Origin of the sequence: Thiomonas sp. OC7 (assembly GCF_900634595.1) — a bacterium.
Lineage (GTDB): Bacteria > Pseudomonadota > Gammaproteobacteria > Burkholderiales > Burkholderiaceae_C > Thiomonas > Thiomonas arsenitoxydans.
Window position 1 is genome coordinate 3112022 of record NZ_LR131953.1, and the last position, 21997, is coordinate 3134018.

21 protein-coding genes and 1 tRNA gene are annotated in these 21997 nt (G+C 64.3%); 9 read left to right on the top strand and 13 right to left on the bottom strand.

Annotated elements, in window-relative coordinates; all coding sequences use genetic code 11:
- Window positions 1–19 precede the first annotated feature (19 nt).
- From rlmH to BIO17B3_RS14945, 5 genes are all read right to left on the bottom strand, one after another.
- Entirely contained in the window at window positions 20–490 is a 471-nt protein-coding gene (gene rlmH / locus BIO17B3_RS14925) for a 23S rRNA (pseudouridine(1915)-N(3))-methyltransferase RlmH (protein WP_013106644.1), read from the bottom strand.
- Between the two features lie 37 nt (window positions 491–527).
- Entirely contained in the window at window positions 528–1301 is a 774-nt protein-coding gene (gene rsfS, locus BIO17B3_RS14930; protein ID WP_156054627.1) for a ribosome silencing factor, read from the bottom strand.
- Window positions 1302–1314: 13 nt separating this feature from the next.
- On the bottom strand, window positions 1315–1941 hold the full coding sequence (gene nadD / locus BIO17B3_RS14935) for a nicotinate-nucleotide adenylyltransferase (protein ID WP_156054628.1): 627 nt from the start codon (window positions 1939–1941) through the stop codon (window positions 1315–1317).
- A complete protein-coding gene (gene hemF, locus BIO17B3_RS14940) occupies window positions 1938–2867 on the bottom strand; it encodes an oxygen-dependent coproporphyrinogen oxidase (protein WP_156055304.1) in 930 nt (309 codons plus the stop codon). The genes nadD and hemF overlap by 4 nt, the downstream gene beginning before the upstream one ends.
- A 117-nt stretch (window positions 2868–2984) precedes the next feature.
- Window positions 2985–3060: transfer RNA gene (locus BIO17B3_RS14945), tRNA-Ala, on the bottom strand.
- A 150-nt stretch (window positions 3061–3210) separates the two neighbouring features.
- Between BIO17B3_RS14945 and BIO17B3_RS14950 the strand changes: the two genes are divergently transcribed.
- A complete protein-coding gene (locus tag BIO17B3_RS14950; RefSeq protein ID WP_156054629.1) occupies window positions 3211–4128 on the top strand; it encodes an alpha/beta hydrolase in 918 nt (305 codons plus the stop codon).
- On the opposite strand, the gene BIO17B3_RS14955 is transcribed toward BIO17B3_RS14950, so the two are convergent.
- On the bottom strand, window positions 4112–5005 hold the full coding sequence (locus BIO17B3_RS14955; RefSeq protein ID WP_156054630.1) for an NAD(P)-dependent oxidoreductase: 894 nt from the start codon (window positions 5003–5005) through the stop codon (window positions 4112–4114). The two genes, BIO17B3_RS14950 and BIO17B3_RS14955, sit on opposite strands and share 17 nt — an antisense overlap.
- Window positions 5006–5257: 252 nt before the next feature.
- Here BIO17B3_RS14955 and ahpC point away from each other — a divergent pair, with 252 nt between their 5' ends.
- The 4 genes from ahpC (at window position 5258) to BIO17B3_RS14975 (ending at window position 8791) form a co-directional block, all read left to right on the top strand.
- A complete protein-coding gene (gene ahpC / locus BIO17B3_RS14960; protein ID WP_156054631.1) occupies window positions 5258–5821 on the top strand; it encodes an alkyl hydroperoxide reductase subunit C in 564 nt (187 codons plus the stop codon).
- Between the two features lie 145 nt (window positions 5822–5966).
- Window positions 5967–7556, top strand: coding sequence for an alkyl hydroperoxide reductase subunit F (gene ahpF, locus BIO17B3_RS14965; RefSeq protein ID WP_156054632.1), 1590 nt, complete (start codon window positions 5967–5969; stop codon window positions 7554–7556).
- A gap of 69 nt (window positions 7557–7625) precedes the next feature.
- Window positions 7626–8411, top strand: a complete 786-nt coding sequence (gene yaaA, locus BIO17B3_RS14970) for a peroxide stress protein YaaA (protein WP_197737929.1) — start codon at window positions 7626–7628, stop codon at window positions 8409–8411.
- Window positions 8408–8791 (top strand): arsenate reductase, encoded by a 384-nt coding sequence (locus BIO17B3_RS14975; protein WP_156054634.1) that lies wholly within the window; start codon window positions 8408–8410, stop codon window positions 8789–8791. The genes yaaA and BIO17B3_RS14975 overlap by 4 nt, the downstream gene beginning before the upstream one ends.
- Here the strand turns inward: BIO17B3_RS14975 and BIO17B3_RS14980 are convergent.
- The 7 genes from BIO17B3_RS14980 to BIO17B3_RS15010 all read right to left on the bottom strand — a co-directional run bounded on the left by BIO17B3_RS14980 (window position 8786) and on the right by BIO17B3_RS15010 (window position 18189).
- Window positions 8786–10039, bottom strand: a complete 1254-nt coding sequence (locus tag BIO17B3_RS14980) for a GMC family oxidoreductase N-terminal domain-containing protein (RefSeq protein ID WP_156054635.1) — start codon at window positions 10037–10039, stop codon at window positions 8786–8788. The genes BIO17B3_RS14975 and BIO17B3_RS14980 overlap by 6 nt on opposite strands.
- Window positions 10040–10237: 198 nt before the next feature.
- Window positions 10238–12973 carry an aconitate hydratase AcnA gene (acnA, locus tag BIO17B3_RS14985; RefSeq protein WP_156054636.1) on the bottom strand — a complete coding sequence of 912 codons (2736 nt, stop codon included), beginning with the start codon at window positions 12971–12973 and terminating at the stop codon, window positions 10238–10240.
- 14 nt (window positions 12974–12987) lie between these two features.
- Complete coding sequence (locus tag BIO17B3_RS14990; protein WP_156054637.1) at window positions 12988–14439, bottom strand: bifunctional 2-methylcitrate dehydratase/aconitate hydratase; 1452 nt, start codon at window positions 14437–14439, stop codon at window positions 12988–12990.
- A gap of 24 nt (window positions 14440–14463) precedes the next feature.
- Window positions 14464–14982 (bottom strand): hypothetical protein, encoded by a 519-nt coding sequence (locus tag BIO17B3_RS14995; protein ID WP_156054638.1) that lies wholly within the window; start codon window positions 14980–14982, stop codon window positions 14464–14466.
- A 100-nt stretch (window positions 14983–15082) separates the two neighbouring features.
- The gene (prpC, locus tag BIO17B3_RS15000) at window positions 15083–16246 is read right to left on the bottom strand and encodes a 2-methylcitrate synthase (protein WP_156054639.1); all 1164 of its coding nucleotides are present in this window, start codon (window positions 16244–16246) and stop codon (window positions 15083–15085) included.
- Between the two features lie 59 nt (window positions 16247–16305).
- Window positions 16306–17196 (bottom strand): methylisocitrate lyase, encoded by an 891-nt coding sequence (gene prpB, locus BIO17B3_RS15005; RefSeq protein ID WP_156054640.1) that lies wholly within the window; start codon window positions 17194–17196, stop codon window positions 16306–16308.
- Between the two features lie 6 nt (window positions 17197–17202).
- Window positions 17203–18189 carry a malate dehydrogenase gene (locus tag BIO17B3_RS15010; protein WP_156054641.1) on the bottom strand — a complete coding sequence of 329 codons (987 nt, stop codon included), beginning with the start codon at window positions 18187–18189 and terminating at the stop codon, window positions 17203–17205.
- A gap of 229 nt (window positions 18190–18418) precedes the next feature.
- On the opposite strand from BIO17B3_RS15010, the gene BIO17B3_RS15015 reads away from it, so the two are divergent.
- The 4 genes from BIO17B3_RS15015 (at window position 18419) to sdhA (ending at window position 21958) form a co-directional block, all read left to right on the top strand.
- The gene (locus BIO17B3_RS15015; RefSeq protein ID WP_156054642.1) at window positions 18419–19246 is read left to right on the top strand and encodes a GntR family transcriptional regulator; all 828 of its coding nucleotides are present in this window, start codon (window positions 18419–18421) and stop codon (window positions 19244–19246) included.
- 167 nt (window positions 19247–19413) lie between these two features.
- Window positions 19414–19827 (top strand): succinate dehydrogenase, cytochrome b556 subunit, encoded by a 414-nt coding sequence (gene sdhC, locus BIO17B3_RS15020; RefSeq protein ID WP_013106613.1) that lies wholly within the window; start codon window positions 19414–19416, stop codon window positions 19825–19827.
- Window position 19828: 1 nt separating this feature from the next.
- Complete coding sequence (gene sdhD / locus BIO17B3_RS15025; RefSeq protein WP_013106612.1) at window positions 19829–20194, top strand: succinate dehydrogenase, hydrophobic membrane anchor protein; 366 nt, start codon at window positions 19829–19831, stop codon at window positions 20192–20194.
- A complete protein-coding gene (gene sdhA / locus BIO17B3_RS15030) occupies window positions 20195–21958 on the top strand; it encodes a succinate dehydrogenase flavoprotein subunit (RefSeq protein WP_156054643.1) in 1764 nt (587 codons plus the stop codon).
- Window positions 21959–21997: the final 39 nt, after the last annotated feature.

The window sequence follows — 21997 nt, forward strand, 5'->3', positions numbered from 1 at the left end:
GCGGCGCGGCGGCAGGCCGTCAGGCGCGGTGATAGGGATGGCCGCTGAGCAGGCTGTGGGCGCGGTAAAGCTGTTCGGCCAGCAGCACCCGCACGAGGCCGTGGGGCAGGGTGAGGTCGGAGAGCCGCAGCAAGGTGTCGGCCTTCTGTTTAAGGCGCGGGGCCAGGCCATCCGCGCCACCGATGACCAGCGCGACGTCGCGGCCCTCCTGGCGCCAGTGCTGCAAGGCTTCAGCCAGCGCGGCGGTGGTGAGTCGCTGGCCGCGTTCATCGAGGGTGACGAGGCGCGCGCCCGCTGGCACGGCGGCCTCGATGCGCTGCGCCTCGCGTTCCATCACCGCTTCGGCACTGATGCTGGAGCTGCGCGCCTCTGCCTTGATCTCCTTGAGAAGCAGGGGCGTTTCGGGCGGCAGGCGCTTGGCGTAGTCGGCATAGGCTTCGTCCACCCAGCGCGGCATGCGCTGGCCCACGGCGAGCAGCCAGAGTTTCATGCGGAGCCCGACGGCGGGTCAGCCAGCCGCGAGGCGGTCAGGACGCCCGCTTTTTGGCCGCAACGCGCTTGGTCGGCGTTGGGGACGCGGCTTTCTTGGCCGCGGGGCGCTTGCCCGCAGCGGCGGTGGATTTGCGCGCGGCGGGTCGTTTGGCGGCAACCGGTGCCTCGGCGGGCTGCGCCCGCTTGCGGGCCGGAGCCACCGGGGCGGAGCGAGCGCCCGCAGCCGTGCCGACCACGCGGGTCACGCGTTTTTTCTCGGTGCCGGTTTCGCCATACGGCGAGGTGCGCGCGGGGGCGGTTTTCGCCGCGGCCTTCTTGGCGGCTGGACGCTTGCGGACGACGGTTTTGCTGGCCGCGCTCTTGCGGGCCGCGGTTTTCCGAGCCGGCGCCTTGGTGTCGTCTTCGGGCTTGTCGGGGCGGCTGTCCGGACCCTTGGCGGCCACTTTCGCGCCGACCCGTTTGGCGCCGCCGAGCTTGAGGTGAACCGGCTTGGCGCCCCACAGTTCTTCGAGCTTGTAATACGCACGGATCGCGGGCTGCATGATGTGCACCACCGCGCCGCCGCAGTCCACCAGCACCCACTCGCCGGTTTCTTCGCCTTCGGGATTGCGCACCGCGAATCCGGCGGCTTTCACGCTGTCGCGCACACTGCTGGCCAGCGCGCGCGTCTGGCGGTTGGACGTGCCGCTGGCGACGATGACCCGGTCGAACAGGCTGGTGAGTTCTTCGGTGTTGAACACCTCGATGTCCTGGGCCTTGACGTCTTCCAGAGCGTCGACGATGGTGCGTTGCAGTTTGCGGATATCCATGCTGATGAGTGCGTTATGAGTGCGTGTAAAGGCGATGTTGATCAATGTAGTGTGCCACAGCGGCAGGCGCCAGCCCGGCGAGCGATTCGCCTTGGGCGAGATGGCGGCGGATGCGCGTGGCCGAGAGATCAATCTCGGGCATGGACAGGCGGTGCAGGAGATGCCCGCTGGCGGCCAGGGCTTCAAGGAGTTGAGGCGGCGCCTTGTCGTCGTAGCCCGGTCGCCGCGCGGCGGCCAGATCGACCTCGGCCACGATGTCTTCCCAGCCATTCCAGGTCGGGAGGTTGCGCAACTGATCGGCGCCCAGAATGAAGGTGAACGCCGCGTCTGGATGCGCGGCGCGCAACTCGCGCACGGTGTCGATGGTGTAGCTCGGCCCCTGACGCTTGAGCTCGATGTCGCAGGCGCGCAGGCCGGTGCGTCCGGCGATGGCGAGATTCACCATGTCCCAACGCTGTTGCGGGCTCGCCGCCAGCGGGTCGCGCTGCCAAGGCTGCCCGGCGGGGATGAACCAGACAGCGTCGAGCGCCAACTCGCTGCAGGCGCTCTGCGCGAGCTGCAGGTGTGCGTTGTGAATCGGGTCGAAACTGCCGCCGAGCAAACCGATGCGCCGGGGCTTTGCCGAGGCGACGCCATTCATGCAGCGGCCCAATCCCGCGGCTTGAGAAAGGTGTCGTACAGCTGCGCCTCGGGCGAGCCCGCCTCGGGGTGCCAGTCATAGCGCCACTTCACAATAGGCGGCATCGACATGAGGATGGATTCGGTGCGCCCGCCCGACTGCAGACCGAAGTGCGTGCCGCGGTCCCACACCAGATTGAACTCGACATAGCGCCCGCGGCGGTAGGCCTGGAAGTCGCGCTCGCGTTCGCCGTAGGGCAGCGCGCGACGCCGCTCGACGATGGGCACATAGGCCGGCAGGAAGGCATCGCCCACGGCGCGCATCAGGGCGAAACTCTGCTCGAAGCCGCCCTCGTTGTAATCGTCAAAAAACACGCCGCCGATGCCGCGCGGCTCGTTGCGATGTTTGAGAAAGAAGTATTCGTCGCACCACGCCTTGAAGCGCGGATAGTGGTCTTCGCCGAATGGCGCAAGCGCGGTTTGGCAGGTGCGGTGAAAGTGGCGGGCGTCGTCTTCGAAGCCGTAATAAGGCGTGAGATCCATGCCGCCGCCGAACCACGCCACCGGCGCCTGGCCTTCGGGCTCGGCCATGAGCATGCGCACATTCATATGCACCGTCGGCACATACGGGTTGGTCGGGTGGAACACCAGCGAAATGCCCAGCGCCTCAAACGGCGCTCCCGCCAGCTCGGGCCGGTGCTGCGTGGCCGAAGGTGGCAGCTTGGGGCCGCGCACATGCGAAAAGTTGCAGCCGCCGCGCTCCAGCAGACCGCCAAACTCAATCAGACTGCTGATGCCCTCGCCCTGCAGCGGCGAGTCGGCGGGGCGCGTCCACGTATCGCGGCGAAAGGGCTGACCGTCCGCGGCTTGAAGCGCTCCGAGGATGCGGGCCTGGAGATCGAGAAGGTAAGAGCGGACCTGTTCGGTTTGCATAGCGGCGGTTTGCATGACGGTAAAGCCCGCGCCATGCGCCGGGCTCATTTCAGAAGGTCACAATTCTTTCACGATTACCGAGCGCCCGACGCGCAAAACAAAAGCCCAGGCGCTGGCCTGGGCTTGGGTGTTTGGTGGACCGAAGGAGGATCGAACTCCCGACCTCTGCATTGCGAACGCAGCGCTCTCCCAGCTGAGCTATCGGCCCGAAAAGCAAAATCATAACCGACGCCGGGAAGCGGGATCGATTGCCGGGGGTGGGGTGATTGGTAACGAACGGTATCTCAGGTGGTGAGGTGCGACTTCCCGGCCTACCATCAAGCCGTCATAAATCCGTATTCGAACCCGGTGGGGTGGGATGATGCGTTACGACGCTGCGGTGCTCGACCGCCAATTCAACAATCGTGAGCTGGTGCCCGACTGGGCCGATTATCTCGCGCGCTGGAAGCGCGACTCGCAGGAGGCGCGGTTGAACTGGCCCTGCCTGCTCGATCTGCCGTATGGCGATTCGATTGCGCAGACGCTGGACTGGTTCGCCCCGGCCGCGACGGGGTTGGCGCCCTGTCTGGTGTTTATCCACGGGGGCTGGTGGCGTTCGCTGGACAAGGCTGATCACAGTTTCATCGCGCCGCCGTTCGTAGCGCGCGGGGTGCATGTGGTGGTGGTGAATTACGCGCTTGCCCCCGGGGCGCCGTTGCAGCAGATCGTGGGCGATGTGGTGCAGGCGCTGGCGTGGGTCTGGCGACGGGCGGAAGACTTTGGCGTGGATCGTTCGCGCATCGTTCTGGCGGGGCATTCTGCGGGCGCGCATCTGGCGGCCATGATGCTGGCCTGCCGCTTCGATTGGTACGGCGACGATCTGCCGGCCCAGATTCCAGCGGGGGCTCTCGCGTTGTCGGGGGTGTACGACCTGGAGGCGGTGCGCAAGACGGCGTTTTTGCAGCGCGATCTGAAGCTCACGCAACATTCGGCGCGGGCGATGTCGCCGGCGTGGTTGCCTCCCGCCGGGCCGGCTGCGCTGGCCTTGGCGGTGGGCGCTGACGAGTCTGAGGCTTTTCACGCGCAGGCCCGGTTGATGCACCGCCACTGGCCCGGATCGGGCAAGACGCTGGTCGTTCCGGGCGCGCATCATTTTTCGGCGCTGGACGCGCTGGCGCAGCCGGGGTCTGTGTTGCACAGCCGTCTGTGGGATCTGATCGGGACGCGAGAGCGCGAGCGCGTGAGTGAAACTGCCGACGCTGCCAACACAGCGCAAGACCTCACTCCGGCCGATTGAGCCCGTCCTGTTGCGACTCCAGCACCCGCAACAGGCTGGAGGTGTCGTCCCGTCCCCAGCCGGATTGCATCAGCGCATCGAGCTGGCGCTGTACCTGTTCCAGTGCGGGCAGATGCAGCCCGGCGGCCTTGGCCGATGCGGCGATCAGGCCGAAATCCTTGGCGTGCAGCCGGGCTTCGATACCCGCGGCGAAATCGCGCTGCGCCATTTTCGGGCCCATCAGATCCAGCATGCGGCTGCCGGCAAAACCTGTGGAAATGGCGCCAAGCACCGCGTGGGCGTCCACGCCTTGCCGCGTGGCATAAAGCAAAGCCTCGGCGATGGCTTCGATGGTGACGACCTGAATGAGTTGATTGCAGGTCTTGGCCACCTGGCCGCTGCCGCTGGGCCCGACGTGGCGCACGTTTTGGCCGAGGGCGCGCAGCAAGGGAAGGGCGCGGGCGAAAACCTCGGCATCGCCGCCGACCATGATGCTCAGGCTGGCTTGCTTCGCGCCGTTCACGCCGCCCGACACGGGGGCGTCGAGAAAATGCAGCCCGGCGGCCTGCAGGGCCTGCCCGATTTCACGCGCGCCTTCCGGTGAGATGGTGCTGTGGTCGACGCACACCGCGCCGGGCCGTGCGCCGTGCAAAGCACCCTCCGGGCCGCAGAGCACGTTGCGCACGTCTTCGGTCGAGGTGACGTTGGTGAAAATGAACTCGGCGCCGCGCGCGGCCTCTGCCGGGCTGGTGCAGAGGTGAACGCCCAGCTCGGCCGCGGCAGCACGGCTGCTGTCGCTGCGGGCATAGGCTTTGGCGCTGCAGCCCAGTTGCAGCAAATGGCCCAGCATGGGCGCACCCATGGCACCCAGGCCGATGAAAGCAATTGAAGTCGTCATGTCGGACCAGTTAGAGTTTGATTTGCCTTTTGCTTCGCGGCCGCAAAATATCGGCAAAGGTGGACGAAAGGGCGAGCGGCATAAGCAAGGATAAGGAAGGCATAGGGGCCTTCTATAGCCTGAATTGAAAGTGTCCATTGGACGTTCAGGGACGCGTTCTCTACAGTGTGCACTGCAACATAAATGAAGGTAAAACCTTCTTTACAAGCTCGGCAACAGCCGAACGTCAACAGCAACCTCAAGGAGTTTCACATGTCTTTGATCAACACTGAAGTCAAACCTTTCAAGGCCACCGCTTTTCAGAATGGCAAGTTTTTCGACGTGACCGAGGCCAGCCTGAAGGGTAAATGGTCGGTCGTGGTGTTCTACCCCGCCGACTTCACCTTTGTCTGCCCGACCGAGCTTGAAGACCTGGCCGACAACTACGACACTTTCAAGGCTCTTGGGGTGGAAATTTACAGCGTTTCGACGGATACGCATTTCGCCCACAAAGCTTGGCACGACACCTCCGAAGCGATCAAGAAGGTGAACTATCCGATGATCGGCGACCCGACCGGCGCGCTGACCCGCAATTTCGGTGTGATGATCGAAGAAGAGGGCCTGGCGCTGCGCGGCACCTTCCTGATCAACCCGGAAGGCGTGATCAAGCTGTGCGAAATTCATGACAACGGCATTGGCCGTGACGCCAAGGAACTGCTGCGTAAGGTGCAGGCCGCGCAGTATGTGGCCTCGCATCCGGGCGAAGTCTGCCCGGCCAAGTGGAAGGAAGGCGCGGCCACGCTGAAGCCTTCGCTGGATCTGGTCGGCAAGATCTGATCTTCGGCCCCTCGCTGCGCCTGACCCGGCAGTCGTTGGGTCAGGCAGCCGCCTTTTGAATCGGCGCACTGCGCACGGCGATCTGCCGGGCGAAGCAGTGGCTTTTTCCTGCCCGAACTCCACCTGCACCCCGAAGGAGCACGCCATGCTCGACGACACCCTGCTTTCCCAACTCAAGGCTTACCTGGAGCGCGTCTCTCAACCATTCACCCTTGTCGCCTCGCTGGACGATAGCGAGAACGCGGCGCAGATGCGCACCCTGCTGGAGCAGATCGCGAGCCTGTCCGACAAGATTTCGGTGCGGTTCGACGGCACCGACGCGCGGCGCCCGTCCTTCGCTCTGGAGCGTGTCTCGGGCCCGGCGCAGCATCTGCGGTTTGCCGCGATTCCTCTGGGCCATGAGTTCACCTCGCTGGTGCTGGCGTTGTTGTGGACTGGCGGGCATCCGCCCAAGGTCGAGGCGGAGACCCTCGAGGCGATTCGCCAGCTCGACGGCGACTATCGCTTCGAGGTGTATATGTCGCTGAGCTGCCATAACTGTCCGGACGTGGTGCAGGCGCTCTCGCTGATGGCCGTGCTCAACCCCCGGGTACAGACCGTGGTGATCGACGGCGGGCTGTATCAGGGCGAGGTCGAGTCACGGCAGATCATGGCGGTGCCCACGGTGTATCTCAATGGCGAGCTGTTCGGCAGCGGGCGCATGGATGTGGCCGAGATCGTCGCCAAGCTCGACACCGGCTCTGCGCAGCGCGACGCGGCCAAGCTCAACGCCAAAGCGCCTTACGACGTGCTGATTGTGGGCGGTGGTCCCGCTGGCGCGGCTGCCGCGGTTTACGCCGCGCGCAAGGGCATTCGCGTGGGCGTCGCGGCGGAGCGTTTCGGCGGGCAGGTCAACGACACCCTCGCCATTGAAAACTACATCTCGGTGCTGGAAACCGATGGCCCGAAATTCGGCATGGCGCTCGAAGCGCATGTGCGGCAATACGGCGTGGAGATTCTCAATCAACAGCGCGCCGAAAAGCTCATTCCCGCGGAGCAGGAAGGTGGGTTGATCGGTGTGCAGTTTGCCCACGGCGGCCGCCTTCAGGCGCGCAGCGTCATCCTCTCTACCGGCGCGCGCTGGCGCAATGTGAACGTGCCGGGCGAAGCCGAGTACCGCAACAAGGGCGTGGCGTACTGCCCGCATTGCGACGGCCCGCTGTTCAAGGGCAAGCGGGTGAGCGTGATCGGCGGGGGCAACTCGGGCGTGGAAGCCGCCATCGATCTGGCGGGTCTGGTGGCGCATGTCACTCTGCTGGAATTCGCGCCCGAGCTACGCGCTGACGCGGTGCTGGTGAGCAAGCTGCGCAGCCTGCCCAATGTCACCATTCACACCAACGCGCAAACCACCGAAATCACCGGCGACGGCAGCAAGGTCAACGGCCTCACCTACACCGACCGCGCCAGCGGCGCCAGCCATCATCTGGAGTTGGAGGGCGTGTTCGTGCAGATCGGCCTGGTGCCCAACACCGAGTGGCTCAAGGGCGTGGTCGAACTCAGCCGATTCGGCGAAATTGTGGTGGATGCCAAAGGCCAGACCTCGGTCCCCGGCGTCATGGCGGCAGGCGACGTGACGACCGTGCCCTACAAGCAGATCGTCATCGCCGCGGGTGATGGCGCCAAGGCCGCGCTCAGCGCCTTTGACTATCTCATCCGCACCCCGGCGCCGCAGATGGCCGAAGCCGTGGCCGCCTGATGGGATAACTGCGCGGGGCAGGCCGTCGATACACTTGTGCAGCACTCTGACTTTGTGAGAACCGACATGCTGTTGATGGTCCTGTCCCCCGCCAAATCACTCGACTACACCACCCCGCCCACGACGTCCATCGCCACCCAGCCGCAGTTCACCCTGCAGGCCAAGGTGCTGGTGGACGGGCTGCGCAAGCAAAGCCCGCAGCAGCTCAGCGCGCTCATGGGCATTTCCGACAAACTCGCCGCGCTCAATGCCGCGCGCTTTGCCGAATGGCAGCCCAGCTTTACCCCGCAAGACAGCAAGCAGGCGGTGTTGGCATTCAACGGCGATGTGTACGAAGGGCTTGATGCCCGCAGTCTGAGCGAAGGCGATCTGCAATGGGCACAGCAGCATCTGCGCGTGCTCAGCGGGCTTTACGGCGTGCTGCGCCCGCTCGATCTCATGCGGCCCTACCGCCTGGAGATGGGCACGGCCTGGCCCAATACCAAGGGCAAGGATTTGTACGCCTACTGGGGGACGCAGATCGCCGAAAACCTCAACGCCGAATTGGCTGGCGGCAAGGGCGAGCCGGTGCTGGTGAATCTGGCTTCCGACGAATACTTCCGTAGCGTGGATCGCAAAGCGCTCAAGGCGCGCGTGGTGCAGCCGGTGTTTCAGGACGGCACGCCCCAGACCGGCTACAAAATCGTGAGCTTTTACGCCAAGCGTGCGCGCGGGCTGATGGCGCGCTATGTCATTGAGCATCGCTTGACTCAGGTGGATGCGCTCAAGGCGTTCGACAGCGACGGCTACCGCTTCGTGCCCGAGGCCTCCAAGATTGATCAGTGGGCTTTCCGCCGCGACAAGGTTTCTGCATGAACGCATCGCCGGTTTTAACGGTTTACGGTTTGACCCAGTGCGACACCGTCAAGCGGGCGCGGCAGTGGCTGCAGGCGCAGGGCGTGGATTTTCAGTTTGTCGATTTCAAGAAAACCCCGCCCAGTGCCGCGCAGATTTCAGCCTGGGCCGAGGCCGTCGGCTGGGAGGCGCTGCTGAACAAGCGCGGCACCACCTGGCGCAAGCTTGATGCGGCTACGCAGGCCCGCGTGGTCGATGCGCCCAGCGCGGTGGCGGTTCTGGCGCAGCATCCCAGCGCCATCAAACGGCCCGTGGTCGAGACGGGCGGGCAGCTTTTGGTGGGGTTTGACGAAGCAGATTGGCGCGCCGCGCTATCCCCGTTCTTGCCGCCGTTCTCATGACAAGCGCCGGGCAAGTTCACTGCCCAGCGCCAGCAGGGTGAGGGTGGGCGGCAGGCCCCAGGGCTCGGGAATGACCGAGGCGTCGCATACATGCAGATTCGGGCTATGGCAGCTCAGGTTTTCGTCGAGCATTTCGCCCAGACGCACGCTGCCGCCGGGGTGCGCCGCCACCCAGGGCGACACATAAGGTTTGCCCGAACCGGCGGCCTTCAGCACCGCGCGCGCCTGCTCCACGCCCGCGCGCATTTTCAGCCGGTCGCCCGGCCCGAAGCGCCGCCAGGGGCGCCCGTGCGGGTCGATGCGGCCTTCGATGTCGTCGCGGATTTTCACCATGATCATCGCCGTGTGGCCGTAGCTGAGCAACTGATCGGGCCGACCGGCCGCCCAGGTGAAGGCGCGGAAAAAATTGGCCGGAATGGTGATGTCCGACAGCATGTAGCCCGCGTCAGCGTTGAAATAACCCGCCGACATGGAGATGTCGTGCGCGCGCCTCATGGCCGGCACATGGCCCATGACAATGCGCAGTGGGTCGCAGAAAAAACCGTCACCCGCCTGCTCCACGCCGCTGTGCTGCAGGATGGCCGGGCTGGCAATGCCGCCCGCACTCAGAATCACCCGTCCCGCGCGGAAGATTTGCGCCGCGCCGCCCTGGTGTTGCGCTTCCACCCCGATGGCCCGGCCCTGGTCGAACAGCACGCGCGTGACCCGAACGCCGGTCTGCAGATCCGCGCCGTGGCGGATCGCCTGCTGCAACAGCGTCTGCGCCGACCAGAAGGCCTCCGGCGGGCAGATGCCCTGCGCGCAGCGCGATTGGTCGATCATCTTGGGCAACGGCTGCCAGGGCAGACCCAGAGACTCTCCGGCCTGCATCAGCAGAGAGGGAATCGGGGTGAGCAGATCGTCGCGCAAAGGGGCATGCGGCAGTTCGGACTGCACCCGTTCGAGCGCGGCGGCAAGGTCGATGCCGTGACGGGCAAACATCGCCAGCGGCGGAGGCGTGGCGGTGTGATAGAAGGTGACCGATCCGCCGCCCACCCGCAGGCTGCGCAGCAGCACCACACCGGGCGCGATGTGCATCGCCTCTTTGCGGCGCAGGAGTTTGAGCAGATTGGTGCCGGGAGGCGGCCCCGAGCCCTGTTCCAGAATGCGCACCCGCGCACCAGCGCGGGCCAGATCGCGCGCCACCATGGCGCCCGCCGGGCCCGATCCGACCACGAGAACGTCGGGGATCGGCGCGGCGTCAGTCATGCGGGTGCGCTGTGGCGAGAGCGCTCAGAGGGTGTGAATGAATCCGGCGTGGCCGAGCAACGTGCCCAAACGCCTCCGATCAAGGCGCAAAGCGCAGCCGTGCCCGTCGGCACGGCGCTCAATTACGACACCGAGTGCAACGCCGAGCGGGGGTGTTTTGGCGCAAGGAGTGGGCATGGCGGATTGGTTCACACCCTCTCAAGCCGCCAGCAACTGCCGCAGCACGAAGGGCAGGATGCCGCCGTTGCGGTAGTAATCGACCTCGATCGGCGTGTCGATGCGCAGCTTGAGCTTGACCTGCTGCTTGCTGCCGTCCGCCCGGGTGATGGTCAGCAGCGCGTCTTGTTGCGGCCTCAGGGTATCGCCCAGATCGATGGCGAAGGTCTCGTCGCCCTTGATGCCCAACGACTCCCACGAATCATTGCCGAGGAACTGCAGCGGCAACACGCCCATGCCCACCAGATTGGAGCGGTGGATGCGCTCGAAACTGCGCGCCACCACGGCCTTCACGCCCAGAAGCTGCGTGCCCTTGGCCGCCCAGTCGCGGCTGGAACCCGTGCCGTATTCCTCGCCAGCGAAGATGACCGTGGGCGTGTCTTCGGCGATGTACTGCATCGCGGCATCAAAGATGAACATCTTCTTGCCAGACGGCTGGAACAGGGTCACGCCGCCTTCTTCACGCGAGCCGTCGGCCCCGGCCGGAATCATCAGATTCTTGATGCGCACATTGGCGAAGGTGCCGCGCATCATCACCTCGTGGTTGCCGCGGCGCGAGCCGTAGGAGTTGAAGTCGGCCTTGAGCACCCCGTTGGCCTGCAGCCATTGCCCGGCGGGCGAGGTTTCCTTGATCGGGCCTGCGGGCGAAATGTGATCGGTGGTCACCGAGTCGCCGAACAGCGCCAGGGCGCGCGCGCCCTGCACCTGCAGCGACGTGGCCGCAGGCTGCATGCCGAACCCGGCGAAGAACGGCGGCTCGGCGATATAGGTGCTCTTGGGCCAGTCGTACACCTGTCCCTTGACGCCTTCGATCTTCTTCCACAGCTTGCCCGGCTGCGTGGCGACCTGCGCGTAGTTCTCGCGGAACACCTTGGGGTTCATGGCGAACTTCATCAGCTTGTCGATTTCTTCGCTGCTCGGCCAGATGTCGCCCAGATAGACCGGCTTGCCGCCCTTGCCATAGCCCACGGGTTCGGTCATCAGGTCGCGGCGCACCGTGCCGGCAATGGCATAGGCCACCACCAGCGGCGGGCTGGCGAGGAAGTTGCCCTTGATATTGGGATGGATGCGCGCTTCGAAGTTGCGGTTGCCCGACAGCACGGCGGTACACACCAGATTATTGGCGGTGATGGTGGTCTCGATGTCGGGCGCCAGCGGCCCGGCATTGCCGATGCAGGTGGTGCAGCCGTAGCCGGCAAGGTAGAAGCCCAGCTTTTCGAGGTAGGGCAGCAGGCCGGCCTTTTCCAGATATTCCGTCACCACACGCGAGCCAGGGGCCAGCGAGGTTTTGACGTGTTTTTTCACCTTCAACCCGGCTTCGACGGCCTTTTTGGCGAGCAGCCCGGCGGCCAGCAGCACGCTGGGGTTGGAGGTGTTGGTGCAGGAGGTGATGGCGGCGATGAGCACGTCGCCATCGGCGATTTCGATGCCTTCACTGGTTTTGAAGGTGCGGCTCAGGCGGTCTGCAGGCTGGTTGAAGCCGTTGTCGGCCACCGGTGCCGAAAACAGTTTGTCGAACTGATGGCTGACTTCGCTCAGCGCAATGCGGTCTTGCGGCCGTTTGGGGCCGGCCAGCGAGGGCTCGACCGTGCCGAGATCGAGGGTGAGGGTCTGCGAGTAATCGATCTGCCCGGCCTTGGGCACGCCGAACAGCTTTTGCGCCTTGAAATAGGCCTCGAACAGCTCGATTTCGCTTTTGGTTCGGCCGGTGCCCTTGAAGTAGTCGAGGGTCTTGTCGTCCACCGGGAAAAAGCCCATGGTCGCGCCATATTCCGGCGCCATATTGCCAATGGTGGCGCGATCGGTGACCGACAGGCTGGCCGTGCCTTCGCCGAAGAACTCGACGAACTTGCCGACCACCTTGGCCTTGCGCAGCATTTCGGTGAGGGTGAGCACCAGATCCGTGGCGGTGACGCCGCCGCGCAGCTGGCCCTTGAGTTCCACGCCTACCACGTCGGGGGTGAGGAAGTAAACCGGCTGACCGAGCATGGCGGCTTCAGCCTCGATGCCACCCACGCCCCAGGCCACCACGCCGATGCCGTTGATCATGGTGGTGTGGCTGTCGGTGCCCACCAGGGTGTCGGGATAGGCGACGCCGTCCTTGGTTTTATGCACACCGCGGGCGAGGTATTCGAGGTTGACCTGGTGCACGATGCCGAAGCCCGGAGGCACGACGCCAAAGGTGTCGAAGGCCTGCATGCCCCACTTCATGAACTGGTAGCGCTCGCGGTTGCGCTGGAACTCGATCTGCATGTTCAGGTCGAGCGCCTTTTTGGTGCCGTAGTTGTCGACCATGACCGAGTGATCGACCACCAGATCGACTGGCACCAGCGGTTCGATGGACTTGGGGTTTTTGTGTTGTTGCGCGGCGGCGTTGCGCATCGCGGCCAGATCGACCAGCAGCGGCACGCCGGTGAAGTCTTGCAGCACCACGCGGGCGACGACGAAAGGAATTTCATCGGTGCGGGCGGCGTTGGGCTTCCAGTTTGCGACCTGTTTCACATGCTCGGCGCTGACTTTCTTGCCGTCGCAGTTGCGCAGCACCGACTCCAGCACGATGCGGATGGACACCGGCAGGCGAGACAGATCCGTGCCCAGTTCTTTGGCGAGTTGCGGCAGGGAATAGAACGATGCGGACTTGCCCGAAGCGGTCTTGAAGGTTTTGCTGGTTTTGGCGTAGGCGTGGGCGGGCGCGGCGCTGGCGGGTTTGGTGGGCATGGAGGTCTCCGAGGTCAGATGACGTACAGATCAACGTAGTCGTGCACAGGCATGGATTCGAGCAAGTTCTGATCCAGCGACACGTCGAGAATGGTTTTTTGTTGTTTGCCCGGAAAGCGCCGTGCCAGGTTGGTGCGGAACTTGGCTTCGAGCAAAGGGATGCCGTCGGCGCGTCGGCGCTTGTGGCCGATGGGATATTCCACGGCCACCTCGGGCAGCACCGAGCCGTCTTTGAGGGTCACGGTCAGGGCATTGGCGATGGAGCGCTTTTCCGGGTCGTGGTAGTCGCGGGTGTATTGCGGGTCTTCGACGCAGACGATTTTTTCGCGCAGGGCATCGATGCGCGGGTCGGCGGCGACCGTGTCTTCGTAATCGCCCGCAGTGAGGCGGCCGAACAGCAGCGGCACCGCCACCATGTATTGAATGCAATGGTCGCGGTCGGCCGGGTTGTTCAGCGGGCCCTTCTTGTCGATGATGCGGATACAGGCCTCATGCGTGCGGATGACGATGCTGGCGATGTCTTCCGGGCTCTTGCCCGCAGCGCGAAGTTGCTGGTGCAGCGTCATGGCCGCCTCCACCGCGGTCTGGCTGTGGAACTCGGCCGGGAAGCTGATCTTGAACAGCACGTTCTCCATCACATAGCTGCCATAGGGGCGCTGGAACTTGAACGGCTGGCCGCCGAAGCTCACGTCGTAAAAGCCCCAGGTCTTGGCGGTGAGCACGCTGGGGTAGCCCATTTCGCCGGTCTTGGCGATGAGCGCCAGACGCACGCCGCGGCTGGTGGCGTCGCCGGCGGCCCAGCTCTTGCGGCTGCCGGTGTTGGGCGCGTGGCGGTAGGTGCGCAGGCTTTGCCCGTCCACCCAGGCCAGTGACACGGCGTTGATGATTTCGTCACGCGACAGACCCAGCATGCGCGCAACCACGGCGGTGGTGGCGACCTTGACCAGCACCACATGATCGAGGCCGACCTTGTTGAAGCTGTTTTCCAGCGCGATCACGCCCTGGATTTCATGCGCCTGGATCATGGCGGTGAGCACGTCGCGCATGGTCAGCGGCGGCTTGCCCGCGGCTACGGCGTTGCGGCTGAGCCAGTCGGCCACCGCCAGGATGCCGCCCAGATTGTCGGACGGGTGGCCCCATTCTGCCGCCAGCCAGGTGTCGTTGAAGTCCAGCCAGCGGATCATCGCGCCGATATTGAACGCGGCCTGAACCGGGTCGAGCTGGAACTGGGTGCCGGGCACCTTGGCGCCATGCGGCACCACGGTACCGGGCACGATGGGGCCGAGCAGCTTGGTGCAGGCCGGGTACTCCAGCGCTTCCAGTCCGCAGCCCAGGGTGTCGATCAGACAGTTTCGCGCCGTGGAATAAGCCAGTGCGCTTTGCAGATCGGTTTTGAGGACGTAGTCGGCTATGTCAGCCAGAACTTGATCGGGGGCGGGGCGGACGTTGGAAATCGCTGAGGACATGGATCGTGGGTAAGGGAGAGCCCGTCAGGGCGAGGGAACGCAGTCGTCGGCCAGTCGCGTCATGTTCTTTTTGTCGAACAGCATGCTCTTGGTCGGGATCTGAATGAGGACGAAGCCAGCCTTGGCATCGTCGAAGTGGTAAGCGCCGGTGGAGGTGGGCTTGCGCTTGAGGATGTAGCTTTTCCGATTCCAGGTCAGCAGCACGGCCTGGTCGTTGGCGCCTTCGATCTTGACGTCCATCGGCAGGCGGCGGCTGCCGCACACCATGCGTCCGGCCTTGAGCGCAAACACCGGGTTCACATCGGGAAAGCCGTTTTCCGTGCCGGGCACGCGGGCGCCGGGGGCATTGCTGATCAGCAGGGCCGGGGTTGCGATATCGGCGGTTGCCACGACCGTCGGCTCGGCCTTGGTGGTGCCGTGAGTCGCGGCGGTTGCGGCATCCACTGTTTTTTCCTTGCTGGCCTGCGCTTGCGCATGAGCAGGCAGGGCAAGCGCGCAGGACAGACCGACCACTCCGGACAGGAAAAAGAACTGACGTTTCATCTTGAACACTCCACGAACTGGAACACGGAAAAAAACCGCTCCGGGACGAGGCGAGTGACAAGCCGGGCGCGTGGGCATGGCGAGAAGTGCGCGGGACGAGTCAAGGACGCTGTGCGAGCGGCACGAACTGCAAATTTTCCGGGCCAGTGTAATTCGCGCTGGGTCGAATGATCTTGTTGTCCTGTCGCTGTTCCACCACATGCGCGCTCCATCCGCTGGTGCGCGAAATCACGAACAGCGGGGTGAACATGGCGGTGGGCACACCCATGAGGCTGTAGCTCACGGCGCTGAACCAGTCGAGATTGGGGAACATTTTTTTCACGTCCCACATCACCGTCTCCAGACGCTCGGCCACGTTGAACAGGTGCATGTTTTTCTGATCGGCTGAAAGCCGGCGGGCGACTTCCTTGATGACCTTGTTGCGCGGATCGGCGATGGTGTAGACCGGATGGCCGAAGCCGATGACCACTTCCTTGTTGGCGACCCTGCTGCGGATGTCGGCCTCGGCTTCATCGGGGCTGGCGTAGCGCCGCTGAATGTCGAGCGCCGCTTCGTTGGCGCCGCCATGCTTGGGGCCGCGCAGGGCGCCGATGGCCCCGGCGACGGCGCTGAACAGGTCGCTGCCGGTTCCGGCGATGACGCGGGCGGTGAAGGTGGAGGCGTTGAACTCATGCTCGGCGTAGAGGATGAGCGAGGTGTGCATCGCCCGTTCCCACAAGGCGCTGGGCTTGTGGCCGTGCAGCAGATGCAGGAAGTGGCCTCCGATGGAGTCGTCATCGGTCTCGACTTCGATGCGGCGGCCGTTGGCAGCGTAATGCCACCAATACAACAGCATCGAACCCTGGCAGGCCATGAGCTTGTCGGCAATGTCGCGGGCGCCGGCGACGTTGTGATCGTCTTTCTCGGGCATGACGCAGCCCAGCACGGAGACGCCGGTGCGCAGCACGTCCATCGGGTGGGCCGAAGGCGGCAGTTGCTCCAGCGCGGCTTTCACCGCGGCGGGCAGGCCGCGCAGACGGCGCAGCTTGGTCTTGTAGGCCGCGAGTTCGGCGGTGTTGGGCAGTTTGCCGTGTACCAGCAGGTGGGCGATCTCTTCGAATTCGCAAGCCTCGGCCAGATCGAGAATGTCGTAGCCGCGGTAGTGCAGATCGTTGCCGGTGCGTCCGACGGTGCACAGGGCCGTGTTGCCTGCGGTCACCCCGGAAAGCGCGACCGATTTTTTCGGCTTGAAGGTCATGCCAGCGGGGGCTGCGTCATCGCTCATGGGTTTGTCTCCTCGGTATTCAATTCAGTTAGCAGCTTGCGAATCGGTTCACGCCTGCTTCAGGATTGGGGTCTGCCGGAAAAAATGGCGTCCAGCCGCTGCTCGTAGGCGTGGTAGCCGATGCTCTCGTACAACTCGGCGCGGGTCTGCATCAGCGGCAACACCGCCTTTTGCGTGCCGTCGCGCCGCAGGGTTTCGTACACCGTCTGCGCGGCCTTGTTCATAGCGCGAAACGCCGAGAGCGGGTAGAGCGCCATGGACACACCGGCGCTGCGCAACTCTTCCACGGTGAACAGCGGCGTGGCGCCGAATTCGGTGATATTGGCCAGCAAGGGCACGCCCACGGCGGCGCCGAACTTGCGGTAGGTGTCGAGATCGAGCGCGGCTTCGGCGAAGATGGCGTCGGCCCCGGCTTCGGCGCAGGCGCGGGCACGGGCTATGGCCGCGTCGAGCCCCTCGACCGCGATGGCGTCGGTGCGGGCGATGAGGTAGAAGGCGGGATCGGTGCGGGCGTCCACCGCGGCCTTGATGCGATCGACCATTTCGCCGCTACTGACGATTTCTTTACCGGGCCGGTGGCCGCAACGCTTGGCGCCCACCTGGTCTTCGATGTGCAGCGCTGCGGCGCCGAATTTGATGAGGCTTTTGACGGTGCGCGCAATGTTGAAGGCGCTAGGGCCGAAGCCGGTGTCCACGTCCACCAGCAGGGGCAGGTCGCAGACATCGGTGATGCGGCGCACGTCGGTGAGCACGTCGTCCAGCGTGTTGATGCCCAGATCGGGCATGCCCAACGAGCCGGCCGCCACGCCGCCGCCCGAGAGGTAGATGGCCTTGAAGCCCGCCCGCTGGGCCAGCAAGGCGTGGTTGGCGTTGATCGCGCCCACGATCTGCAGCGGGCTTTCCTGTTGGAGTGCGAGACGGAAGCGCTCGCCTGCAGTTTGGGTCGTCATGGCCGTTCAGAGCAGATGCTGCACGCCAGCCTTCTCTTCTTCGAGCTCGGCCAGGGTTTTGTTGATGCGCTCCTGCGAGAACGCGTCGATGGGCAGATCGCGCACCAGTTGGTATTCGCCGCCCGCGCAAGTGACCGGGAAGCCGAACACGGTCTGCTCGGGAATGCCGTAAGACCCGTCCGATGGAATGCCCATGCTCACCCACTTGCCGTTGGTGCCCAGCGCCCAGTCGTGCATGTGGTCGATGGCGGCGTTGGCGGCGGACGCGGCGGAGCTCAGGCCGCGCGCTTCGATGATGGCCGCGCCGCGCTTGCCGACGGTGGGCAGGAAGACGTCGCGGTTCCAGGCGTCGTCATGGATCATGTCTTTCACCGACTGGCCGCCGACGGTGGCGAAGCGGTAATCGGCGTACATGGTCGGGGAGTGATTGCCCCAGACGCAGACTTTTTCGATTTCTCCCACTGCTTTGCCGGTTTTGGCGGCGAGTTGGCTTAGTGCGCGGTTGTGATCCAGGCGCAGCATGGCGGTGAAATTTTTTGCCGGCAGATCAGGCGCGGATTTCATCGCGATATAGGCATTGGTGTTGGCCGGATTACCGACCACCAGCGTCTTGACCGTGCGCTTGGCCACGGCGTTGAGCGCCTTGCCCTGCGCCGTGAAAATCTGCGCATTGGCCGACAGCAGGTCGCGCCGCTCCATGCCGGGGCCGCGCGGGCGGGCGCCCACCAGCAGGGCATAGTCCACATCCTTGAAGGCGGTCATGGGGTCGCCATGCGCGCTCATGCCCGCCAGCAGCGGAAAGGCGCAATCTTCAAGCTCCATCATCACCCCGCCCAGCGCCTTCTGGGCCTTTTCGTCGGGAATCTCCAGGAGTTGCAGAATCACCGGCTGGTCGGCGCCCAGCATTTGGCCAGAGGCGATGCGAAACAGCAGGGCATAGCCGATCTGGCCAGCGGCTCCGCTGACAGTCACGCGTACGGGGGCTTTGGACATGGGGAAACTCCTGGTCGGTAGGGGTTGATGGAGCAGGCGCCCTGCGTGAATAGAACTCAGCAGAACAACACAGCGGGACAGCTCAGGGTAGTGACTCTTTGCGGCTCTTTGTGCGCCGCAGTATGCGAAAGAAGTGTAGGCCGAGGTCGTTCGGGCGTCAATCACTCTTCTATCTTATATAAGATGTTTTTTATCAAAAGCTGGACAAGGCGGGGCAGCCTATGCTGCAATGCACGACATGATGGCTTCCCGCCCCGCCCCCACTCCAGCGACCGAGTTGCAGGCCGCCCATGTGTCCGAATCGGCATCCAAATTGGCGTCCAACCCGAGTTTCAGCCCTTTGTATCGGCAGATCAAGGGTCTGATTACGCGCAGCCTGCAACAGGGGGACTGGAAGCCGGGAGAACTCATTCCCAGCGAAGCCGATCTGGCGCGGCGCTTCGGCGTCAGCCAGGGCACTGTGCGCAAGGCGGTGGATGAACTCGCGGCCGAAGGTCTGCTGCTGCGACGCCAAGGGCGCGGCACCTTTGTCTCCACGCACCATGAAGAGCGGGTGAAATTCCGCTTCCTGCGCATCGTGCCCGATGCCGCAGCTGATGGCGCGCGCCCTGTGCCGCAGCCCATGGAGCGGCAATTTTTGGAATGCAAGCGCTCCCGCGCCTCACAAGAGGTGGCGCGCACCCTGGGCATCAAAGTCGGCGAGAGCGTGACGCAGATTCGCCGCTTGCTGCTGCTGGCGGGCGAGCCTGTGGTGTACGAAGATATTTACCTGCCCGGCCCGGCGTTTCGCGGACTGACCGCGGAGCGGCTGGAAAGTTACCGCGGCCCGCTTTACGCTTTGTTCGAGTCCGAGTTTTCCACCCGCATGGTGCGGGCGGAAGAAAAGTTGCGTGCGGTCAATGCCAGCGCGCAGGAGGCGCAGCTTCTGCGGGTGCGCGAGGCCGAAGCCCTGCTACTCGTCGAACGGCTGTCATTCAGTTATGGTGAACTGCCTGCGGAATACCGCCGCGGGCTGTACAACACGAGGCATCATCACTATCGCAATGAGTTGAATTAGTGACCCCGAAAGCATCGCAGTTGCCAGCCCAGCCGTCCGGCTGTTTTGCTGCGATGCAATAGACTTCAAAACAAAAAGCAGCATTCGTTCGTGCATCTACCTCTTGCCGGGTTGATGTGCCGATCCGAAAACCTGCGATAACAACCGATCACAACGAGGACAGTGTCATGACAAAACCTGCTTCGCCACCGGCCCGGCCGGTTTACCGCAACATCCACATCAGCCAGATCGTGGGCTACCGCCTGCCGCTGGCGGGCCTGGTGTCCATCTTGCACCGTATCAGCGGCGCGGTGATGTTCCTGGCGCTGCCGCTGGTGCTCTGGGCTTTCGACGACAGTCTGCGCAGCGCCGACAGTCATGCGGCCATCACGCAATTTCTTTCGCACTGGTTCGTCAAGCTCATTCTGCTCGGATTGTTCTGGGCGCTAATGCATCACCTCGTGGCAGGGGTGCGGCATTTGTGGATGGATGCGTTTCATGCCGTGAGCAAGGCGCAGGGCCTGCAACTGGCCCTCATCACTTTTGCGGTGTCGCTCGGTCTCACCGCGCTGTTCGGCCTCAAGCTGCTGGGGGTGTACTGACATGGCTGCCGACAAGATTGGAAACAAGCGCCTGGTCGTCGGCGCGCACTACGGCCTGCGCGACTGGATGGCGCAGCGCGTCACCGCCGCCGTGATCGCGGTGTTCACCCTAGTGTTGCTGGTGTATTTCCTCGCGCCCGGCCCGCTGAGCTTTGAGCGCTGGCACGATTTGTTCGCCCAGCAGTGGATGAAGCTGCTGACCTTCGTGACGGTGCTGGCGCTCATCTACCACGTCTGGGTGGGCATGCGCGACATCTGGATGGATTACGTCAAACCGGTCGGCGTGCGACTGCTGCTGCAGATCGGCACCATTTTGTGGCTATTGGCTTGCGCGGGCTGGGCCCTGCAAGTGTTGTGGAGAGCGTAAATGCAGGTCAGTAACCGAAAATTCGATGTGGTGGTGGTGGGTGCGGGCGGCTCCGGGTTGCGCTGCGCGCTGCAGCTCACGCGTGCCGGGCTGGACGTGGCGGTGCTCTCCAAGGTGTTTCCCACCCGCTCGCACACGGTGGCGGCGCAAGGTGGGGTCTCCGCTGCGCTGGGCAATATGAGTGAAGACGACTGGTACTGGCATATGTTCGATACCGTCAAAGGGTCGGACTATCTGGGTGACCAGGACGCCATCGAGTTCATGTGCCGCGAGGCCAACAGCGCGGTGTACGAACTCGAACATTTCGGCATGCCGTTCGACCGCAACCCCGACGGCACCATTTACCAGCGGCCGTTCGGCGGCCACACCGCTAACTTCGGCGAAAAAGCGGTACAGCGCGCCTGCGCTGCGGCGGACCGAACCGGCCATGCCATGTTGCATACGCTCTATCAGCAAAACGTAGAGGCCCGCACCCATTTCTTCGTGGAGTGGATGGCGCTCGATCTGATTCGCGATGCCGAAGGCGACGTGCTCGGCGTGGTCGCGCTGGAGATGGAAACCGGCGACGTGACGGTTTTCGAGGGCAAGGCCACGGTGCTGGCCACCGGCGGGGCAGGGCGCATCTTCGCCGCTTCGACCAACGCCTTCATCAACACGGGCGATGGCCTGGGCATGGCCGCGCGTGCCGGGCTGCCGCTGCAGGACATGGAGTTCTGGCAGTTCCACCCCACCGGCGTGGCGGGTGCGGGCGTGCTGATCACCGAGGGCGTGCGCGGCGAGGGCGGCATTCTGCTCAACGCCAACGGCGAGCGCTTCATGGAGCGTTACGCCCCGACCTACAAAGACCTGGCGCCGCGCGACTTTGTCTCGCGCTCGATGGACCAGGAGATCAAGGAAGGTCGTGGCGCCGGGCCGCGCAAGGATCATGTGCTGCTCAAGCTCGATCACCTGGGCGCCGAAACCATCATGAAGCGGCTGCCCTCCATCCGCGAAATCGCCATCCGCTTTGCCAACGTCGATCCGATCAAAGAGCCCATTCCGGTGGTGCCGACCATTCACTATCAGATGGGCGGCATTCCGGCGAACATCCACAGCCAAGTGGTCGTGCCGCAGGGCGACGATCCTGCGGCCGTGGTGGGCGGGCTCTACGCCATCGGCGAATGCTCTTGCGTGAGCGTGCACGGCGCCAACCGCCTGGGCACCAACTCGCTGCTCGACCTGCTGGTATTCGGCCGCTCGGCGGGCAACCATATCGTGAACAGCGGCATTCATCAGCGCAGCCACAAACCCCTGCCCAAGGACGCCGCCGACCGCTCATTGGCGCGCCTGGCCCAGCTTGACGCCTCCAAGAGCGGGGACGGCAGCCATGTGGTGGCCGACGCCATCCGCGCGGCGATGCAGACGCATTGCGGCGTGTTCCGCAACGCAAAGCTCATGGCCGAGGGCGTGCAGGCGATTGCCGATATCGCGGGGCAGGTTGACCGCATCCACCTCAAAGACAAATCCAAGGTATTCAACACCGCGCGCATCGAGGCGCTGGAGGTCGACAACCTGATCGAAGTCGCCAAGGCCACCATGGTCTCGGCCGAAGCCCGCCAGGAAAGCCGCGGCGCGCACTATCACAACGATCACACTGAACGCGATGACCAGGACTGGCTCAAGCACACCCTGTGGTGGCGCGAGGGCAGCCGCCTGAGCTACAAGCCGGTGAAGCTCAAGCCGCTGACCGTCGAGTCCTTCAAGCCCAAGGCACGCACTTTCTGATGGATCAACAGCCTGCGCACGGCAGGCATGAGGAGCGCA

Bases quoted from the DNA above. Each gene is read 5' to 3' on its own strand.
- BIO17B3_RS14995 (WP_156054638.1), bottom strand. From the start codon at position 14,982: ATGAAACGTCAGTTCTTTTTCCTGTCCGGAGTGGTCGGTCTGTCCTGC.
- rlmH (WP_013106644.1), bottom strand. From the start codon at position 490: ATGAAACTCTGGCTGCTCGCCGTGGGCCAGCGCATGCCGCGCTGGGTG.
- BIO17B3_RS15015 (WP_156054642.1), top strand. From the start codon at position 18,419: ATGCACGACATGATGGCTTCCCGCCCCGCCCCCACTCCAGCGACCGAG.
- sdhD (WP_013106612.1), top strand. From the start codon at position 19,829: ATGGCTGCCGACAAGATTGGAAACAAGCGCCTGGTCGTCGGCGCGCAC.
- prpC (WP_156054639.1), bottom strand. From the start codon at position 16,246: ATGAGCGATGACGCAGCCCCCGCTGGCATGACCTTCAAGCCGAAAAAA.
- rsfS (WP_156054627.1), bottom strand. From the start codon at position 1,301: ATGGATATCCGCAAACTGCAACGCACCATCGTCGACGCTCTGGAAGAC.
- ahpF (WP_156054632.1), top strand. From the start codon at position 5,967: ATGCTCGACGACACCCTGCTTTCCCAACTCAAGGCTTACCTGGAGCGC.
- BIO17B3_RS14990 (WP_156054637.1), bottom strand. From the start codon at position 14,439: ATGTCCTCAGCGATTTCCAACGTCCGCCCCGCCCCCGATCAAGTTCTG.
- hemF (WP_156055304.1), bottom strand. From the start codon at position 2,867: ATGCAAACCGCCGCTATGCAAACCGAACAGGTCCGCTCTTACCTTCTC.
- BIO17B3_RS14980 (WP_156054635.1), bottom strand. From the start codon at position 10,039: ATGACTGACGCCGCGCCGATCCCCGACGTTCTCGTGGTCGGATCGGGC.
- sdhA (WP_156054643.1), top strand. From the start codon at position 20,195: ATGCAGGTCAGTAACCGAAAATTCGATGTGGTGGTGGTGGGTGCGGGC.
- sdhC (WP_013106613.1), top strand. From the start codon at position 19,414: ATGACAAAACCTGCTTCGCCACCGGCCCGGCCGGTTTACCGCAACATC.
- BIO17B3_RS14975 (WP_156054634.1), top strand. From the start codon at position 8,408: ATGAACGCATCGCCGGTTTTAACGGTTTACGGTTTGACCCAGTGCGAC.
- acnA (WP_156054636.1), bottom strand. From the start codon at position 12,973: ATGCCCACCAAACCCGCCAGCGCCGCGCCCGCCCACGCCTACGCCAAA.
- prpB (WP_156054640.1), bottom strand. From the start codon at position 17,196: ATGACGACCCAAACTGCAGGCGAGCGCTTCCGTCTCGCACTCCAACAG.
- ahpC (WP_156054631.1), top strand. From the start codon at position 5,258: ATGTCTTTGATCAACACTGAAGTCAAACCTTTCAAGGCCACCGCTTTT.
- BIO17B3_RS14955 (WP_156054630.1), bottom strand. From the start codon at position 5,005: ATGACGACTTCAATTGCTTTCATCGGCCTGGGTGCCATGGGTGCGCCC.
- BIO17B3_RS15010 (WP_156054641.1), bottom strand. From the start codon at position 18,189: ATGTCCAAAGCCCCCGTACGCGTGACTGTCAGCGGAGCCGCTGGCCAG.
- nadD (WP_156054628.1), bottom strand. From the start codon at position 1,941: ATGAATGGCGTCGCCTCGGCAAAGCCCCGGCGCATCGGTTTGCTCGGC.
- BIO17B3_RS14950 (WP_156054629.1), top strand. From the start codon at position 3,211: ATGATGCGTTACGACGCTGCGGTGCTCGACCGCCAATTCAACAATCGT.